General features: G+C 61.2%; 1 protein-coding gene. It reads left to right on the top strand.

Annotation, left to right across the window (positions count from 1 at the left end):
- Nucleotides 1–82 precede the first annotated feature (82 nt).
- Nucleotides 83–1,468, top strand: a complete 1,386-nt coding sequence (locus I6N89_RS25315) for an IS1182 family transposase (protein WP_207020968.1) — start codon at nucleotides 83–85, stop codon at nucleotides 1,466–1,468.
- Nucleotides 1,469–1,545: the final 77 nt, after the last annotated feature.

Genomic DNA, 1,545 nt, shown 5'->3' with positions numbered 1-1,545 from the left:
GGGCGTATTCCGTTGAAAAACTCGTGCTTGATCGCGGTGCCTCTGGCTGATTCAATTCCCTCACTGGGTGGGAGGATCGGCAATGATGGGACCGCGGCAGGAGGCGCAGCCGGCGCTGTTCTACGAGTTCTCGCTGGAAGATCATGTCCCGCCAGATCACCTTCTGCGCTCGATTGACCGGTTCGTGGATCTGTCCGGCATCCGTGCTTACCTCGCCGATTTCTACAGCCATACGGGTCGTCCGTCTGTCGATCCGGAGTTGATGATCCGCATGCTGTTGGTGGGGTATTGCTTCGGCATCCGGTCGGAACGTCGGCTCTGCGAAGAGGTGCATCTGAACCTCGCTTACCGTTGGTTCTGCCGCCTGGACCTCATTGACCGGGTCCCGGATCACTCGACTTTTTCGAAGAACCGGCATGGCCGGTTCCGTGACAGCGAGCTATTGCGGCATCTGTTCGAGACGACCGTGGTCCGGTGCATCGACGAGGGGCTGGTTAGCGGCCAGCGCATGGCAGTAGATGCCAGCCTTATCGAAGCGGATGCGAACAAGCAGAACTCGTCGCCGAAGGAGGACTGGGACGCGAGGCAGATCAATCCCGCTGATGCGCCCCGAGCCGTTCGCGAGTATCTGAACGTCTTGGACGAAGCCGCATTCGGCGCAGCAAGCGAGGTCCAGCCCAAGTTCACCTCGCATTCCGACCCGGCGAGCCAGTGGACCGCGGCCCGGAAAGGCCCGGCATTCTTCAGCTATTCTGACAATTACCTGATCGACACGGACCATGGTGTCATCGTGGACGTGGAAGCGACAAGGTCGATCCGGCAGGCCGAAGTAGGATCAACTAAGACCATGCTGAGGCGCGTGAAGGCCAGGTTCGACCTTCACCCTGAACGCCTGATCGCGGACACCGCATACGGCACCGGGCCGATGCTGGGCTGGCTGGTCGCTGGCAAGATCGCCCCGCATATCCCCGTCATCGACAAGTCGGGACGCAATGACGGGACCTGGACCCGCGCCGACTTCGAGTGGGATGCAGAGAACGAACAATACATCTGCCCCGAGGGGCACGAGCTGAAGCAGTTCCGCCGGAACTATTCCGACCCCACCCGCGGGCCGACCGGCAAGGGGACCGCCCGCTATCGTGCCCTGAAAGAGGTCTGCGAAGCCTGCCCATCCAAGGCCATGTGCTGCCCGAACGCGGATGCTCGCAAAATCACCCGCGAGGAACATGAAGACGCCCGACAGGTTGCCCGCGACATCTCCAAGACCGACCAATACGTGATCTCGATGAAGCTGCGAAAGAAGGTCGAGATGCTCTTTGCGCACCTCAAGCGCATACTCGGCCTCGGACGGCTCCGACTACGCGGCCCATGCGGCGCAAATGACGAATTCCTCCTCGCCGCAACCGCCCAGAACCTCCGGAAACTGGCCAAGATCCTTCCCGCACCGCAGCAATCGCGAAACGCCTGACAGGAAAGGCGCTCGCGCCCCTTTCAGACCTCGATATTCTGCGCTCGCGAACGAGTGTTTTTCCACGGAATCGGCGG

The organism is Salipiger abyssi (assembly GCF_017311415.1).
Lineage (GTDB): Bacteria > Pseudomonadota > Alphaproteobacteria > Rhodobacterales > Rhodobacteraceae > Salipiger > Salipiger abyssi_A.
The sequence above is the reverse complement of the archived record's forward strand: the minus strand, read 5'-3'. Positions and strand labels throughout refer to the sequence as shown.

Coding starts and splice junctions, on each gene's coding strand:
- I6N89_RS25315 (WP_207020968.1), top strand. CDS start 83: ATGATGGGACCGCGGCAGGAGGCGCAGCCGGCGCTGTTCTACGAGTTC.